Source organism: Methanofervidicoccus sp. A16, assembly GCF_003351865.1.
Classification (GTDB): domain Archaea; phylum AGJL01; class Methanococci; order Methanococcales; family Methanococcaceae; genus Methanofervidicoccus.
The window spans coordinates 883,961-900,634 of sequence record NZ_CP022242.1 but is presented as its reverse complement, the minus strand read 5'-3'; the positions used below and the strand labels follow the sequence as shown (position 1 = coordinate 900,634).

Below are 16,674 nucleotides of genomic sequence, written 5' to 3'. Positions count from 1 at the left end.
GCAAAAATTATAATATTTATAATCCTCTCTTTTTTATAACAGTTAATATTGTTATCAATCCTATCATAAACCCAGAGAGAGACGTAGCGATGTAGAAGTATATAGATTTTGTACTAACAACAATATCCTTAGATACGATATACTCTCCATCGTAACACCTTATTATCTTCACCACTACCTTGGGAGTACTGATATTCACTACCTTGGAGTAAGTATTTATATATTTATATACTATACTCTCCTCTATGGGTTTTTTACTGTACTTTGATACATCTATCTTTTTCTCAAAATCCCATTGATAGTACTTAAGTTCCGCATCCCCTAGGAGTTTATCCTTGTATAGTGGATAATACACTACATTCCATTTTATGTCACAGGATTTAGTGATATTAATGGGGATCAGTAAACTTTTAGTCTCATTAGGATCTAACTCTATATAGTACTGTAGCTTTGGGGGGTAGTAATTGTTGTAGTAATTTACAAAGTTGATGTATCCTCCTACTTTATATTCAAAGGGATTTTTTAAAGAGAGATTTAAATAAATGGTGTAGTTTTTAGAGTTGTTATGAGAAGTATTTATATCAATTATAGAGTAGGATTCAAGGGGTGATACATCTACTATAGGAAGTATGAACTCTACCTTATCACTCTCATTAAAACTGTCCCACACTGTACAGGATACTAAATATGTAGTACAGTTAGTGTATATATGTACAGGATCCTGTAACGTTGAATTTTTCCCATCTCCAAAGTCCCAGAAGTATCTCAACGTCTCGTTATCTGCATCGTAACCTAAGGCTCTGAAATGAACTTTTTTATTATCCTCTATAAAGAGAACTACTTTCAACTTTGGAGGCGTATTCTCTCTTCTTTTTATTATATTTACTGTGAGATTTTTATAGGGAAGTGATAATTCTGTACAGTTTTCGTATATGGAAAGATTTTCTAGATAAATAAGAGAGGAGATGTTTTCATTAACCTTGGGAGATATTGTAAATTTTAATATACTGTAAGTCCCATTTGTTCCATTTGTAAGGGAGATGTTAAAGTATAGATAACTGTTGTTGTAGGTAATGTTGGAGAAATTTATCCTCTTATATATTTTAGAGTACTCAGGTACTCTGTAGTTAGAAACTTTAAAGAGGGAGTTGTTTATAAAGATACATCCAGAGAAATTGGTGAGGTTTCTATTAACGTTGTATACTTTTAATTTTATTTCTTTTGAATAACCTAAGGATATGTTTATCTTCTCTCTATAATCTCCATCTACATAGAAAATTAAACCACTGTATTTTGGAGTGGTATTTTCCTCCTTAATAATAGATACATTTTCTACTAACTTTCCGTTTATCCATAGATTTATAGATATGTTGTAAGAGGAACTGTTTATCAATAATGGTATCTTTAAGAAATTAAATGCTGTTTTATTTTCATACTCCTTAGAGAGGGCTGTGAAGAATAAGAAAGTATTATTCTCTATGGAGTAACTGTAATTTCTAGACATGCCTACATCGAGAGGTACGGGCACTCCTACGAGAGATACGTTACTAAAAACTATTTTTCCAGATATATTCTTTACAGGTGTTTCTGCCACAATTAGAGATAAAATACCATCTATTTTACTGTTTATCTTGAAATTTTTCAGTGTTAGAATTCCTATGGATTCATTTATGGATTTCACTGTTACTGTTGCTGGATATTTCACTATATTTTTATACGAATGTCCATTCTCGTCAGATATTGCTACATCTCTTAAAGTTACATTTACCTCTCCAGGATTCAACGCCTTGAAGGAGAGGGTAGCCAAGGTAAAGTTACCATAGGGTGGATCAGAGAGCCACATTAGAGACATGTATCCATAGGTGGGGTTTATCTTTATAGTAGTAAAATCACCAGCTCTCTCTCCAACCTCACTTAATTGAATATTACTTAAATTTACAATATCAGGATCGTAATGTATCTCAGTTTCAAAACCTTGACACTTTCCATCCTCAGGAACATTCTTTACAACTAGATCTAAGTTAAAGGTACTTCCGATCTCTACCTCTACACTACGAGGTACAAGTTCCACTGTAATGTTCTCTCCTTGAGATAGTGGAATAAATAAAAAAAATACCATTAACAACAAAATAGTTATGGGTTTCATACTATCCTCATCAACTTCATTATTGCTCCGAAAAGAATACCTGATAATAAACTACCTATGAAAGTGTAAATTAACAATTTATAATCTAACACCTCTGAAGTGTTTACTATAACGGTAATATTGGGTTTTCCTTCTGATATATTAATCTCTTTTACAACAACCTTGGGAACATCCTGATTAATAATAACTGTTATATTATTGATAACTTTACCTCTGTATTCTGAACTTTCTTCATCTACGATATTACTTTCACCCAAAGTTTCTTCCAACTTCGTGGAGTAGTTAATATAGTTGCCCTCTCCTTCAATAACTACCGTTGCACCGTGAAATTCAGTATTTGGATAATATTCAATACGTTGGGAAGTTTTACCATAATCTATATAGTATCTATTTTTATTACTGTATGTTATTCCATATTCGGAACTTACTATACCTGAAAGATTTAAAGTAGTTCTACCTTTTTTAATGGGACTGAAAGTTAGAGTACCAAGACATATATTACCTTCTTTAGGATCCTGAAAGGAAATACTGAGATAGAACGTTCCATTTTCAAATCTATATTCTTTCATTTTTACATTTTTAAATTCCTCACTCCAATTGAATCCTATAGGTTTTAAATGTTCAGAGGAGTAATTAATATATATATCAACTCCAAGGCATCCTCCATCTATTATTTCAGGATCGGAATATATTGATGGTGTACCTAAACTCTCCCTTGGAGGTATGTTCTCTACACATATCTTAAAATATACCGGTTCTTCATAGGTTTTTACATAATCAGGATCTAACTTCACAACTATACTGTCCAGAGCATAGGTATTAGTGAAAAACATTGAAAAAAATAGTAAGGTAATAAAAATATAGAAAACCCTCCTCATTTAACCACCGAATATCATTCTTAGGATATTTGATATGATCTCAATTATCCAAGAGAATACGTTATTATCCTCTGTTTTTTTGCTACTGTCCTGGCTGTTACCAACTATCTCTAAGTGATAGGTTACGGGAGATATTTTGATGGCATTACCATTTTCATCTGAGGCTACTGCACTGAATCTAATAGTTAGATTCCCCTTTTTTAGTGCTCTTCCTTTTACTGTAATTAGATGGAAATCTGAATTTAGAGGTTTATCTAAAAGAACAAATCTGATAAACACTGAGTTATTTTTTAAATCTAATAGGTAAAATCTCCCTGCTTTTTCTTTTATTTTTTCATTTCCCGTAGCATTTATAAATTGGATACACTCTGCACCGTAGATAGGTGTGTCGATCTTACATTCAAAACCAGAGATATTTCTATTTAAATTAACATCTACATCTATGGTAAAATTTTTACCTATTTCTATCTTTTTAGGCATGTCTACCTTTAGATAGATATTCTCTGACGCTAAAACCCCTTCTACTAATAGCAAAACTACAAATAGTATACTTATGGGAAATATTTTCTTCATAATTCACCCTCCTTCTATTTCTCTATCTTATTAAAAAATATCTGAATTAAAGTAAATTTTAAATTTTATAAAATAAACCGTAATATATAAATATAAAGTTCTGTAAAAAATAGGGCTGTGATTAGTTTATTTAAAAATAATAGAAAATATTTTTTTAATATATTTTAGTAATATAAAAAAGTTTTGAGGTGGCATATTATGACAAAAAACATATATATTATTCCTAAAGTAATACTAAGTGTTGTAACTTTATTAATATTAATAATGCCCGTATTTGCAGAGAGCAACTACAATTACAGATTTGGGGATGTAAATGAAGATGGTGAAATAAATATTGCAGATGTAGTGTATCTATTTAAAAATAGGAACCTACCGTTTGAAGACGGAGATCTAAACTGTGACAACAGTATAGACATTGCAGATGTAGTGTATCTATTTAAAAATTACGAGAAATTGAAAGAACCTATAAAGTATGCTCAAAACATGAATCTAAAGTACTACGACGAGGAGGGTAATGAAGTAAATCCATATGAGGGAGAGAGTTGGGCTTATAAGATATTCGTGGATGATAAAGATCAGAAAATCTTACTGAAGAACAAGTCCCAGCCAGTACCTGAATGGGCTAAAGGTAAGTACGATATAGTAATAGATGTACCACTGGAGAACGTTGTCGTCATGAGTTCAACACACATTGCACTAATGATGCCCTTAAATGACGATGGATCTGTGATATCCTCAATAAAGGGAATTATGTGGGGTAGTGGATACAAGTGGTACTTTGAGGAGATAGAGAAGAGACTTGAGAATGGATCTATAATAGACGTTGGTTCAACCCGGGAGCCAAACTGGGATCTAATAGTAAATATCTCTCCACAGGTAATATTCGTATATCCAGGGTACGATGGAGATGCAATAATAGAAATGTGTAAGGAGTTAAATATAACCTACGTTGCAAATGCAGAGTACTTGGAACCAACATACTTAGCAAGGTGTGAATGGGTAAAGATGTTTGCAGCATTCTACAACAAGGAAGATGCTGCCAAGAAGTACTTCACAAGGGTTGAGAAGAGATCCTTAGATGTAAAGAGAAGAACCTACAACTGTGATCCAAATGTGTTAGTTGCCTGGGGTAAGAACTATCGAGGATGGGGTGTATCTGTACCTAAGGCTCAATCCTACGTTGCCAAGGGAATAATGGACTTCTGCCACGCATCTTACATATTCACCGACTATCCAGGTACAGGTAGTGCAAAGATAGACTATGAAACCTTTGCAGAGAGGGCAAAGGACGCTGATATATGGGTAGTGCCATCAACAACTAAGTACTTAGATACCTTTAAGGAGGATCACCCTGGATATAAGGAATTCAAAGCTGTGCAAAATGGAAGGTTATTCTGTATAAGTGATGACTACTGGCAACTTGGACTGATGAAAACCGACGAGGTTCTAATGGACTTAGGTGCTATAATACATCCTGAGGCATTCAAGGGAAGAACAACCCACTTCTTCCTGAGGTACTACCCAGAGAGTAACACTGCAGAACCTTATACTGCGAATTAATTTAATTCCTTCTTTTATCATTTTTAAAATATTTTTTGGGGTGAAAGGGTATGAAATGGAAGTTTTTAATAGCAATTTTATTGATGTCATTGATTGGTATCTGTTATGGAGAGGATATCACAGTAGAACTTGTACCTAGTAATGTGGAGGTAGAGGTAGGAAATATTTTTAACTTAACTTTAGTTGTAAAGAATGTACCTGAGGATGGAAAATGTGGAGGTTTTGAAACTGAGATAAGTTATGATTCTAACGTAGTGAATTTAACTGATATTAAGTTAAGTGAAGTTGGAGAAAATGCTAGTTTAAAAGAAGTAAATCTTTCTTCTGGAAAAATAAGTTTAATATGGTTCTCTGAGTCACCCTATGGTAATTTCACCTTAGCTGTTCTATCCTTCAAGACATTAAAGCCTGGAGAGATAAATATAACTTTGAAAAAGACAGTAATAGCTAACGATAGTGGACATTCATATAATAAAGATAAAATTATAATCCACCCCGCCACAGTCACCGTTAAAGGTCCCAACCTAAACATAACAAACATCTCCATAGATACTCCTTACTACAGAATAAACACTCCAATAAATGTAACCATAACTAACAACGGTCATTTAAATAATAGCAGATCCTTCTCAGTGGATCTATATGCAGATGCTAACAAGATAGGATCTATAACTGTAAATGGGTTAAAGATAGGAGAAAGTAAAACTTTAACCTTCAACTGGACTCCTGAAAAGATTAAACCATACACCATAGTGGCAGTTGTAGATGTCGGGAACGTAGTACCCGAGGAGAATGAGGATGATAACAAAATTGTGAAGGTAGTTAAAGTTACTGAGAAACCAATATACATAAAAATAAATCCATCAAACTTAACAACTGACTTAGACGATACATTCACTGTAAATATCTCCCTATATGGTGTTGATTACAGAAGACCTGTAAAGGGAATAGAGGGAGTACTAACTTACGATCCACAGGTACTAACATGCACTAATTTCACATTCCTTGTAAATGCTACACAAGATCTTAAAAATATAACCTTCGAAAGAGGTAAAGTTATATTCAAGATAATAGACGGGGAAATAAATACTTCTAGTATAATAGCTACGGCAATATTCAAAGTTATAGGTGTAAGCACTATAAGTATTAGCTTCGAGGAAGTAAATATATCTGATGTAGATGGCTATCTCTTCAAAAATATAACTATCAATCCAGCAACGGTCACCATTAGAGGACCTAACCTAAACATAACAAACATCTCCATAGATACTCCTTACTACAGAATAAACACTCCAATAAATGTAACCATAACTAACAACGGTCATTTAAATAATAGCAGATCCTTCTCAGTGGATCTATATGCAGATGCTAACAAGATAGGATCTATAACTGTAAATGGGTTAAAGATAGGAGAAAGTAAAACTTTAACCTTCAACTGGACTCCTGAAAAGATTAAACCATACACCATAGTGGCAGTTGTAGATGTCGGGAACGTAGTACCCGAGGAGAATGAGGATGATAACAAAATTGTGAAGGTAGTTAAAGTTACTGAGAAACCAATATACATAAAAATAAATCCATCAAACTTAACAACTGACTTAGACGATACATTCACTGTAAATATCTCCCTATATGGTGTTGATTACAGAAGACCTGTAAAGGGAATAGAGGGAGTACTAACTTACGATCCACAGGTACTAACATGCACTAATTTCACATTCCTTGTAAATGCTACACAAGATCTTAAAAATATAACCTTCGAAAGAGGTAAAGTTATATTCAAGATAATAGACGGGGAAATAAATACTTCTAGTATAATAGCTACGGCAATATTCAAAGTTATAGGTGTAAGCACTATAAGTATTAGCTTCGAGGAAGTAAATATATCTGATGTAGATGGCTATCTCTTCAAAAATATAACTATCAATCCAGCAACGGTCACCATTAGAGGACCTAACCTAAACATAACAAACATCTCCATAGATACTCCTTACTACAGAATAAACACTCCAATAAATGTAACCATAACTAACAACGGTCATTTAAATAATAGCAGATCCTTCTCAGTGGATCTATATGCAGATGCTAACAAGATAGGATCTATAACTGTAAATGGGTTAAAGATAGGAGAAAGTAAAACTTTAACCTTCAACTGGACTCCTGAAAAGATTAAACCATACACCATAGTGGCAGTTGTAGATGTCGGGAACGTAGTACCCGAGGAGAATGAGGATGATAACAAAATTGTGAAGGTAGTTGAAGTTCGACCAGTAACCACCTATGTCAAACTGTACAAAATCTCTCAAGATAATAATACCATATGGGCAACATTAGATGTTTTAAATATCCCAGAGAAAAGACCTGTTGGAGGATATGACATATATATCAAATTAGAAAACCTATCAGTAATAAATGTTACTTCAATAGGGATATCCAATTGGAGTCTATCTAACAATATATTATTTATAACAGGTTACAACTTCTCTAAATCTGGAAATTTCTCAATAACTAATATTACCTTTAATGTAACTGATACAACCTACTCAATAATATTACATAAAATAATCCTTTCAGATATTGGAGGTTATCCTTTCAAAAGAGTGGCTATAGATATAAAGAATATAAAAATAAGTGAAAATATTAAAGATATATATCCAGTGGAATTAATAATAACAGAAGATATAAACATAACAAAATTAAAAGCAGAAAACTTAAATGACACATTGTTAATACCAATACTTAACGAAAGTACAAATATAATTATAAACGAAAGTATAATTGAAAACATAACTAAAATCCTCGAAGTGGCAAATAATATTACAAATAAAACAATTAAAAACGAATCTGATGTAGAAGAAGTAGTTGAAAAAATTAAAGAAAATATAACACCAGTGCTAGCTCAGAATTTTAAAATAAATAATAAAACAGTGAATACTACAAAAGTAGGAAACAAGGTAATATCTACTATCTCCTTCAAGGCAGAAAATACCTCCAAGAAAGGATTTATAACAGTTAGAATACCAATAGGCAATCTAACTGTAGAAAAGGTCACAGTATTCGATGGAACTACCACAGTAACCCTGGTAGAAAATGATATAGGGAATAAAATAGGATGGTACAGAATACCTGTCAAGGGAGTATTGGAGATAACACTAATAAAAGATCCCGTTGTAAAAGTTACACTCTCAGCAAAATTACCACCAAAGAAAACTACTATAAAAAGATCTACAGATGAAAGAGATACTCCTTACACTTCCAGTGGAGGAGGACCATCACCTCTCACTAAGATAGTAGCAAGGGATATCAAATCAGAAAATATAATGTATTTCGTATATAAAACAAAACTTATTGTAGGTTCCGAGATAGACATCAACCTCTCAGCAAAGTACCTAAAAACCGATGTAAATATAACTGACAGATCCTTAGAGATAAAAGAAGACTGTATTCTCATAGGGGGCCCTGTAGCAAACCCAGTTGTGAAAAAGTACCTGAATTACTTCCCAGTAAGAGTAACAAACGAATACCCAGGAAAACATAGGGGAGTGATAGAGGTAATTAAGATCGATGGCCATACAGTTGTCCTCCTGGCAGGTTCCGACAGATGGGGTACAAAGGCAGCAGTAGAGTACTTCAAAACCTTGGAAGATCTCCCAGATGAGCCTATCTTTGTGGAGTGGAGGAATGGGGAAGCAGTGAGGATAGAGAGGTCTTAATTGGTTTTTCATTTCCTTTTTTATTTTTTTTATAACTAAAAAATAACTAAAATAAAAAGATTTATAATTATAATAAAAATTAAAAGATATTATTAAAAACAGGAAAATACATTCTTTTTGAACAAAATCTAGATATCAAATAAGGTAAATCCTCTTAACTAATATTATTTTTATTTAATATTTTTAAATTACTTTAATTCCCATCAAGATTGTAATTAGAAGGATAATAATTATTATGATAAAAATAATAAAAATCTTAAGAGGAATAATAATAAAATAAACCTTAATTCCCATCAAAGTAAGATTTAGATAATAAAAAAAATAATAAAGTTAATAATAGTAATCTATTAAAAAAGGATCTGCTCCACTTCCATAGTATGTTAGAGTATCCCAGGAGATTATCTCTTATTTTGATTTTAATACATTCTTCTTATACTTTTAGTTTTTATTCTTATTTCTTATTTTATTATTATTTTTTATATTATCACTTTGATGGGAACTAGGGTTTTTAAATTGTTATTTTGATATAGGTTAATACTAAATAAAAAAAGAATTAAAAAAAATCCTATATAATTATTCTTTAAAAAATAAAAAATAGAGATATTCTTTTTACTCTATGTTAATACCTCTTCTAATAGAGGTTTCAGCCTTTGGTAGGTTTACGATTAGAAGTCCATTTTCATACTTGGCACTTGCAGCATCCTCCTTTACAGTTGCAGGTAATTTTATTACCCTATATACCTCTTCATCTTCAGGTATCTCGGAGTATATGATTCTCTCAGATTCAGTTACCATCAAAGGTGCCCTCTTAGCCCTGATCTCCAAGGTGTCTCCAATGGCGTTTAATACGATATCTTCCTTATTTACACCAGGGAGCATTGCAATAACTTTTATATTGTTGTCTCCCTCTATTACTGTAATGGGCATGAATCCTCTACCTGAGATCTCCAAACCAGTAGAAGTTAGAGCTCCTCTTCTAGTAGATACTCCCATCATAGGGGTCATAAACATCTCTGCCATTAATTTTTCTATTTCACTGAATGGATCCCTTCCAAACATACCTTTATCACCTCTTTTATTCTTATATATCCATTCCTCAGTAGTTCTATATAAATTTTTTGGTATAGTGTATGTATAATCACAACCAATAAAGATAAAACACTCCCTAATTTAAGGTGGTAGTATTAAAAAGTTTACTAAAATAATGAGTTTTTTAGAGAGGTATATTCTACATCCTGTTTTTATAATAACTTTTGGACATTTAGCTATCTTCCTACTTGCCATTCCTTACTATCCCTCTCTTGGATACTCATCATTAATAAAGATTTTTTCACTGATAACCTTTTTTATATTCTTCTATTCCATACCCTTTTTTATAGAGGATAAAGTATACAGGTATTTCAGTAGGATAAAAATACTCAATATCCAGTTGAAAACATTACTTCCTGTAATATACGGTATAATACTGTTTCTACTGATATCTTACGGAGTCTTTACCATTACAAACTCCTATATAATGTCTATAATCTATCCTATTTTAGTGTTGATAGTATCAAACCTTTTTGTTGTCTATAAGTTTTTGAATGATGGTATTATAAAAAACCCACCCTCTGTACTTAAAATACTTACACACATGGATACTATAATATTCATAGTGGGCATCCTGTCCTTTATAGTTCTAACTGTGAAGTATGGCACCATACCTATACTGGATTACGATGTTAGGATGGCTATCTCCAAGGATCCCTTAAGGCTTATCTCCACTGGAGCCCTTGTTTATGGAAGTATGAGTAATGCCCTCTACTTTATAGTAGCCTTTATACTTCTCCTACTTTTAGGATATAAAGCAGGTATTCTAATACTTACTATCTCTTTTTTACTCTATAGGTACAGTCTAAAAAAGATATCTCTTAAGGGAATAGTTGTCTCGATACTAGGGTTGATAGTTATACTGGCAGTTATGTCTAAGGTAATACTTCTATCCTCTGGACAGAGATGGAATATTGGTATCCTTAAAATACTATCTTACAGAGCCTACTTCGATATTACAGTGTTGGAGAAGATAGTAAACTACTCAACCCATACATTTGGTAAGATTGTATTGAACCCAGATGGTGAAAGACTCATTGGAGAGTTACTCTTTGGTTACTCCCACAACTTCACATCTACCATGTTTGGACCTGTATACTTAGATTTTGGTATCTATGGACTACTATTTGCAACACTACTAGGTTTATTCAGTAGGTCGATATATAAAGGAGATAGGAAAATATACTGTATATATGCAGCTATACTACTCTCTATGTGTGAGATAGGTATTAACTACGGATTTCTGATAGTTACCTTTCTTATGCTCTATGTAAATTCCCTGCTAAATCTTCGTAATAAACTTAAAAAATTTAATTAAGTCCTCTTAAAGAATAGATTAAAGATAGACACCTGAATCATTATTAACAATAAAATAATTATTATAATTATTATTATAATTTTTAAATTTATCATTTTATTATGAAACTGTTGAAATTGGGGTATATATGGGGGTTAAAAATAACGTTGTAGGTATTTTCACTGTTAATAACGTTGAAAATGAAAATAACTATAGAAATTACAATAGAGATAGGGAGAAATATCTCGTTATTATAGTAGATATGGACGACGATGTAGGTAGGAAGGCCAACATTAAAACTCCAGTACTAGGGAGGTCTGACTGTATAAACGCCGCTATTAAACTGGGACTGGCAGATCCAGGAGATACAGATATAAACTCCATACTTGGAGGTGTGAAGTTATACGACGATTTGAAAAGAGAAGGATATGAAGTAGAGTTGGCACTTATCTCTGGTTATAAAGATGTGGAATCTAAGGAGTGTGCCAAGAAAATTAAGGAACAGTTGGACTTCCTACTCTATCTCTACGAGCCCACATTTGTTTATTTCGTATCTGACGGTAAGGAGGACGAGTTGGTACTGAAGTACTTAGAGGGTAAAAATGTGTTTGTGTGGAAAAAGAGGATAGTTGTAAAGCAGAGTGAATATCTAGAGTCTACCTACTACCTGATCCAGGAGTTCCTTAAGAAAACGATGTCCCAATATCTGCCCTTTATATTTACATCCATAGGGTTTGCCATGGTTATCTACGCCATATTTGCAGATCTTGGTTGGAGGATCATCGTTGGTATAGTGGGGTTGTATATCCTCTCAGAGGGTTCAGGTTTAATTGAAGATCTAAAGAGATCCTTAAAGGAGGGTAAGAAAACTCTTGAGTTTAGGAGACTTACACCAATGGGTAATATAATTGCCCTGCTAATAGTTATTATAGGAGCATTTTACTCCTACAATATGGCTAACAGTGGAGATCTTGTCAATTTTGTAGGTAAATTTCTTTATTATTTTACAGATCTCTTTGTACTCAGTATGTTTATAGTTCTGGTAGCCCACTCTATAGACGATATCATCTACTCCAGTAGGGATATCTTAGATATTTTAAAGAAGTTTCTCTTTGGGATTGTGATTCTGTTTATACTGAGGGAGATCCTACTTAAGTTTTCAAATTTACTGTGTGGAGAGGCACAATTTATAGAACTTGTTGTATCTGTGGTAGTATATACGATAATAACTGGTATTCTCTTTATAGTACTCTTCTACAACAGAAACAGGAATAGATAGTATATATAGAAATGTTGGGATAGTATGCTAAAGATTTTAGGGTACAGGGGAGAGGATATAGTTAAAATAGATTTAGAAGAGTTAGAAAATTATAGAGATTACGTATTAATATGGATAGACTGCTATGCACCCTCAGATGAGGAACTTTTAAAACTCTCTAGAAAGATAGGTATTAGTGTAGATGAGTTAAAAGTAGGTTTAGATGAACAGGAGGTTCCAAGGGTTGAAGAGGAGGAGGATTACTATCTGATTATCTATAAGGCTCCTCTCTTTGAGGAGGAGGTTACCACTACTTCCTTTGGAATATTTATAAAGGATAATATAGTATTAACCATCCATATTGACAAGATAAAGTCCATTGGGAAGATATATAGTTTACTAAAATCTAAGAAACCGAAAACACTAATGGGGAAGGGGGTGGGTTTTTTTCTCTATGTACTTTTAAATCAGATTACTTTAAATTACTCGAGAATACTGTTAAATTTAGAGGATAAGTTAGACACATTGGAGGACGCCCTGATCAATGGAGATGGCAATGTAACAGAGGAGATACTACAACTGAGAAAAACCCTAGTATACTTCCACAAGGCTCTAGTATCTAACAAGGATGTTTTATCCATATTAAAGAGAAAGTATCTGCCAATCACCACACAGGAGGATAGGGAACATTTAGAGGATCTCTACTACGATACCCTCCAGTTGTTAGATATGGAGACTACATATAGGGAGTTGTTAGTTTCAATGATGGATATGGGACTTTCCTTAGAGAATATTAGAATGAACCAGATAATGAAGATATTAACCATGGTTACAACAGTGTTTGCAGTCCCTGTTTGGATAACTGGTGTATTTGGTATGAACTTCAAGTATATGCCCCTTGTAGATAATCCATATGGGTTTTGGATAGTTATGGGGGTAGTTTTGATTACCATAGTTATACTTATGTATATATTTATAAAGGAGGGGTGGTTATAGGATGAAAGAAATTGTTATCTGGCCTGTCTATATAGATAGGGAGAGGAGTCGAAGGGAGGGACGACAAGTGCCTAAGAGTTTAGGTGTTAAAAATCCAAAGTTGGATAGTATATACAGGACGTTAAAGAAGATGGGGTATTCTCCTCAGATGGTAAGAAACAAGTGTCATCCAAGGAGACACTGGGAGCCCTGTGGGTATATTAAGGTTAAAGTAGAGGAGGGCATTTCGAAGTTGGAATTACTTAAGGAGATATGTAGGAACTATGGAAGGAAGTAATTAAACTATTAAAAGTCCTAGTTTCTATCAAGATAGTGATCAGAAGAATAGTAATGAAAAGATATAAAAATTCTTAATTTAGGGTATTTTTATGTTAACTATTTTCTTATTTTTTCTTCTACTTCATTTTATTATTCCATATAACGTTTAAACCTATTGATATTAAAAATAATAATTATAAAACCCTAGTTCCCATCAAAAGAATAGTTTAAAAAATAATAAAAATAATTATAAAAATAAAAAAATAAAAAATGTAGAAAATATTTAAAATAAGAACTTTCTATCTCTCAAATATAACATTTTTAAAAAGAAGATTGGAGGATAATGATCCTCTGTATGCCCTCCAATATAATTGGATATCAGAGTAAGATCTCCTATCTTACCTAAGTGTTCAGAAAGATCCTAGAATGTTTAATAGTTTTTATATATAGATTTTATACTGATCATTTTAATCATGATTTTTATTATTATAACAATTATTTTTATTTTCATTTTTTCATTGTCCTTTAATCACTACTTGGATGGGAACTAAGGTAATTATAAAATAAAAGTTTAAGAGGAATAATAATAAATAAATTCTGATAGATGTAAAAATAAAATATAACCTTTTTTGGACACTGGATAAACAGGCAGAATTACTTTTTAATTTTTTTTAGTTTTTATCCTTATTTTTATTTTATTATTATTTTATTATATTATTACTTTGGTGGGAACTAGGGTTAAAAAATTAACAAATAAAAAAAAGAGACAAAAAACTCTTAAAAAAGATCAGCAGGAATCCTGTTCTATTTCCCTAATACATGGTATAATCCAGAAGGTAGTAGTCATATTTTTACTTTTTTACCTCTTTTATATCTTTATTTGGACGTTAAGAGTTTTTAAGATTTTTATTATTTATTTTTTAATTTTAATCAATCTTTTTATTATTTTTGTGATAAATATTATAAAATTCTCCCAAAAACTTAACTACGTAATCTAGGCACTATGGCCATAAGTACTGCATCCCTACAAAGATCTACCCTACTTACAAGGTCCTTCGTCAGATATCCAATTATGCCCTCCCTTTTTCCAATATCTTTTATACCGTAAACCTTTTCAACAGCCTTACTACACTCTTCTCCTCTTCTAACCTCTTCAAGTATCTCTTCAGGTATCTGGAATCCCTGAGATGTACCTATGGTATACTCCTCTCCATCAAAAATTGCACATATATGAATATCCAGATACTTTCCCCCTATCTCCACCACTCCCGCCTCAATACCTATCCCGTAGTGAGAGGGGACCTTCTCAAATGCCCCCTTTGCCCTGTTTATAGCCCCCTTTACAATCTCATCAACTCCAAAAGGTTGTTTAGACACTCCACTATCTACATCTACAGGAACAATGAGTATATTCTTCATAACCTTCTCCAGTGCCATCTGAGTTCCTTTGATCTTTGTGGGATTCTCACTTCCAAGGGCAACTCTTATCAGTTTATGTCCTCCAGGTCCCCCTCTTAACATCTTGGCCTTCTCTATACACTCCTCCCTATCGCATAGAAAGGTCCCATAGAGATAGTTCTTCGCAGGATCTCCACATATCTCACATACCTTATCCTTAAACATCACTATCCCCTAACCTTATCTTAACTGTCTTTGCATGGTTGTACAGTCCCTCGATCTCTGCAAGGGTTATAACAGTCTCAGATATACTTTCCAATCCCTCTCTACTAAGTTCCTGTACCGAGATCTTCTTTAAGAAGTGATCTACACTTAAACCTGAGTACATCCTTGCACAACCACCAGTTGGTAGGACGTGATTTGTCCCAGTAGCGTAATCCCCAACAGGTACTGGTGCATACTCTCCGAGGAATACACTCCCTGCATTCTCGATGTATTTAAGGATCTCTCTAGGATTTTCAGTGATGATCTCTAGATGTTCAGGGGCGTACTCGTTGGAGAATTCAATACACTCTTTAATATCTCCGTAGAGTATAGCCATATTTTGAAGAGATTTCTCTATAATACCTCTACGTTCTATATCCTTCATCAACTCTAAAATCTTATCCCTGATAGAGAGGGCTTTCTCCCTCGAGGTAGTTAATAATATACAGGAAGAGTTGGGATCATGCTCCCCCTGGGCCAGTAGATCCATGGCAACGTACTCATCTTTTGCATTTTCATCGCATATTATCAACACCTCAGAGGGCCCTGCAGGGAAGTCTATCTTTACCTCACTACCACTTACCAACATCTTTGCACAGGTTACGTAGATATTCCCAGGTCCAACTATTATATCCACCTTGGGTATTGTTTCAGTACCGTAGGCTAAAGCACCTATAGCCTGGGCACCACCTACTTTATATATCTCATCTGCCCCCGCAATATGGGAGGCTACTAAGGTAACAGGGTTTATCTCCTTCCCATAAGGTGGAGATGCAACAACTACCCTTTTAACTCCTGCCACCTTGGCAGGTACTACAGTCATAAGTACAGTAGAGGGATAGAACGCCCTCCCCCCAGGTACGTAGCACCCTGCACTCCTTACAGGCCTAACTATCTGCCCAGTTTTTATTCCATCTCTTTCCATCTCCCATTCTTTAATACCCTCTAACTGCATCTCATGGAACCTCTTTATATTCTCATAAGCCACCTCTATGGCAGATACAACCTTATCATCTACTTTATTGTAAGCCCCTTCTATTTCCTCCTCATAAATCTTGAAGTCCTCAATATCTACCTTATCAAATTTTCTGGTATATTCCCTTAGAGCCTCATCTCCTCTATTTTTAATGTTGTCAAGTATCTCCTTAACTGTCGGTATTATCTCCTCTAGGTTCATCTTATTTCTATTTATTATCCTATATTTTTCCTCCTCTGTTAACTCCTTAATTCCCTTAACTATCATA

The 16,674-nt window shown here is 33.4% G+C and carries 12 protein-coding genes; 6 read left to right on the top strand and 6 right to left on the bottom strand.

Going from position 1 to position 16,674, the window contains the following annotated elements:
- Nucleotides 1-16: 16 nt before the first annotated feature.
- From CFE53_RS04265 to CFE53_RS04255, 3 genes are read right to left on the bottom strand one after another with little or no spacing between them, the layout of a single operon-like run.
- On the bottom strand, nucleotides 17-2,146 hold the full coding sequence (locus tag CFE53_RS04265) for a PKD domain-containing protein (protein ID WP_148120634.1): 2,130 nt from the start codon (nucleotides 2,144-2,146) through the stop codon (nucleotides 17-19).
- Nucleotides 2,143-3,024, bottom strand: a complete 882-nt coding sequence (locus CFE53_RS04260) for a hypothetical protein (RefSeq protein ID WP_253254739.1) — start codon at nucleotides 3,022-3,024, stop codon at nucleotides 2,143-2,145. The genes CFE53_RS04265 and CFE53_RS04260 overlap by 4 nt, the downstream gene beginning before the upstream one ends.
- Nucleotides 3,025-3,597, bottom strand: a complete 573-nt coding sequence (locus CFE53_RS04255) for a cellulosome anchoring protein cohesin region (RefSeq protein WP_148120633.1) — start codon at nucleotides 3,595-3,597, stop codon at nucleotides 3,025-3,027.
- Nucleotides 3,598-3,795: 198 nt separating this feature from the next.
- On the opposite strand from CFE53_RS04255, the gene CFE53_RS04250 reads away from it, so the two are divergent.
- Together CFE53_RS04250 and CFE53_RS04245 are read left to right on the top strand one after the other, a co-directional pair.
- Entirely contained in the window at nucleotides 3,796-5,157 is a 1,362-nt protein-coding gene (locus tag CFE53_RS04250) for an ABC transporter substrate-binding protein (protein WP_148120632.1), read from the top strand.
- Nucleotides 5,158-5,207: 50 nt separating this feature from the next.
- Complete coding sequence (locus tag CFE53_RS04245; protein ID WP_148120631.1) at nucleotides 5,208-8,870, top strand: CARDB domain-containing protein; 3,663 nt, start codon at nucleotides 5,208-5,210, stop codon at nucleotides 8,868-8,870.
- Nucleotides 8,871-9,479: 609 nt separating this feature from the next.
- Here the strand turns inward: CFE53_RS04245 and CFE53_RS04240 are convergent.
- The gene (locus tag CFE53_RS04240; RefSeq protein ID WP_148120630.1) at nucleotides 9,480-9,929 is read right to left on the bottom strand and encodes an Hsp20/alpha crystallin family protein; all 450 of its coding nucleotides are present in this window, start codon (nucleotides 9,927-9,929) and stop codon (nucleotides 9,480-9,482) included.
- A gap of 145 nt (nucleotides 9,930-10,074) precedes the next feature.
- On the opposite strand from CFE53_RS04240, the gene CFE53_RS04235 reads away from it, so the two are divergent.
- The 4 genes from CFE53_RS04235 (at nucleotide 10,075) to CFE53_RS04220 (ending at nucleotide 13,787) form a co-directional block, all read left to right on the top strand.
- The gene (locus tag CFE53_RS04235; RefSeq protein WP_148120629.1) at nucleotides 10,075-11,277 is read left to right on the top strand and encodes an oligosaccharide repeat unit polymerase; all 1,203 of its coding nucleotides are present in this window, start codon (nucleotides 10,075-10,077) and stop codon (nucleotides 11,275-11,277) included.
- Between the two features lie 127 nt (nucleotides 11,278-11,404).
- A complete protein-coding gene (locus tag CFE53_RS04230) occupies nucleotides 11,405-12,535 on the top strand; it encodes a DUF373 family protein (protein ID WP_148120628.1) in 1,131 nt (376 codons plus the stop codon).
- Nucleotides 12,536-12,559: 24 nt separating this feature from the next.
- A complete protein-coding gene (gene corA, locus CFE53_RS04225) occupies nucleotides 12,560-13,510 on the top strand; it encodes a magnesium/cobalt transporter CorA (RefSeq protein WP_148120627.1) in 951 nt (316 codons plus the stop codon).
- A 1-nt stretch (nucleotide 13,511) separates the two neighbouring features.
- A complete protein-coding gene (locus tag CFE53_RS04220) occupies nucleotides 13,512-13,787 on the top strand; it encodes a signal recognition particle subunit SRP19/SEC65 family protein (RefSeq protein ID WP_148120626.1) in 276 nt (91 codons plus the stop codon).
- Between the two features lie 962 nt (nucleotides 13,788-14,749).
- Here the strand turns inward: CFE53_RS04220 and yjjX are convergent.
- Nucleotides 14,750-15,391 carry an inosine/xanthosine triphosphatase gene (gene yjjX, locus CFE53_RS04215; RefSeq protein ID WP_148120625.1) on the bottom strand — a complete coding sequence of 214 codons (642 nt, stop codon included), beginning with the start codon at nucleotides 15,389-15,391 and terminating at the stop codon, nucleotides 14,750-14,752.
- Nucleotides 15,384-16,673 carry a histidinol dehydrogenase gene (gene hisD / locus CFE53_RS04210; RefSeq protein ID WP_148120624.1) on the bottom strand — a complete coding sequence of 430 codons (1,290 nt, stop codon included), beginning with the start codon at nucleotides 16,671-16,673 and terminating at the stop codon, nucleotides 15,384-15,386. The genes yjjX and hisD overlap by 8 nt, the downstream gene beginning before the upstream one ends.
- Nucleotide 16,674 lies beyond the last annotated feature (1 nt).